Here is a 1,404-nt window from a genome sequence, read left to right as displayed (position 1 = left end):
ACGTCGGCGCCAACCCGGATGAACTCCTCACCAGCCTCCGGGAGTTCGCGGGTGAGCGGCTGCCGGCGTACATGGTGCCGTCGGCGGTCGTGCTGCTGGACGCGCTGCCGGTGACGGTGAACGGCAAGCTGGACCGCAAGGCCCTGCCCGCTCCGCAGTACACGACGAGCGGTGGCCGTCCACCGGCCACCGTGCGCGAAGAGATCCTCTGCGAGGCGTTCGCCGAGGTCCTCGGCCTGCCGGCGGTCGGGGTCGATGACGACTTCTTCACGCTGGGCGGCCACTCGCTGCTGGCGTTGGCCCTGGTGGAACGTCTGCGGGCGCGCGGTGTGTCCATAGCGGTGCGGGCGCTCTTCGAGACGCCGACGGTGGCCGGGCTGGCGGCGGCACAGGCCTCCGACGGGGTCGTGGTGCCGGCGAACGCCGTTCCCGTCGATGCGCGGCAGATCACGCCGGAGATGCTGCCCCTGGTGGACCTGGACGCCACCGAGATCGAGCGGATCGTGGCCACGGTCGAGGGCGGCGCCGCCAATGTCGCGGATGTGTATCCGCTCGCGCCGCTGCAGGAAGGCATGCTCTTCCACCACCTGCTCGCGGACGGTGGAACGGACACCTACGTGTTTCCGCTCGTGCTCGCGTTCGAGTCGCGGGACCGTGTGGACGCCTTCGCTGGTGCGCTGCAGCAGGTGGTGGACCGGCATGACATCTACCGCACGGCGTTCGTGTGGGAGGGGCTGCGCGAGCCGGTGCAGGTTGTCTGGCGCCGGGCGGTGGTGCCGGTCGTGGAGGTGCTGCTGGACGCGCAGAGCGCTGATCCTGTTGGCGAGTTGAAGGCGATCGGCGGCTCGTCGATGGACCTCGGCCGGGCGCCGCTCATCGACCTGCACGTGGCTGCCGCGCCGGACGGTCGGTGGCTGGTGCTCCTGCGGGTGCACCACATGGTGCAGGACCACACGAGCATGGACGTGCTGCTGGAGGAGCTCTCAGCGTTCCTCTCCGGTCGGGGCGACGGGTTGCCGGAGCCGTTGCCGTTTCGCAACTTCGTCGCCCAAGCCCGCCTCGGTACCCCACGCGAGGAGCACGAGCGGTACTTCGCGGAGGCGTTCGGGGACGTCACCGAGACGACGGCGCCGTTCGGTGTGCTGGACGTGTACGGCGACGGCAGTGCCACCCACCAGGCACGCCTCCTGGTGGACGAAGAATTGGCGCGCGGGGTACGTGAGTTGGCGCGCCGTGAGGGCGTGAGCCCGGCCACGGTGTTCCATCTGGCGTGGGCGCGGGTGCTGGGTGTGGTGAGTGGTCGGGACGATGTGGTGTTCGGCACGGTGCTGTTCGGCCGGATGAACTCCGGTGCCGGTTCGGATCGGGTGCCGGGTCTGTTCCTCAACACGCTGCCGGTGCGCT

1 protein-coding gene is annotated in these 1,404 nt (G+C 70.2%); it reads left to right on the top strand.

Going from position 1 to position 1,404, the window contains the following annotated elements; translation table 11 throughout:
• Positions 1–1,404 (top strand): condensation domain-containing protein (locus tag LN042_RS36765; protein WP_230055818.1); only part of this gene is annotated, 1,404 nt, incomplete at both ends.

This window comes from Kitasatospora humi (genome assembly GCF_020907985.1).
GTDB lineage: Bacteria > Actinomycetota > Actinomycetes > Streptomycetales > Streptomycetaceae > Kitasatospora > Kitasatospora humi.
This window is presented reverse-complemented; position numbering and strand designations above follow the sequence as displayed.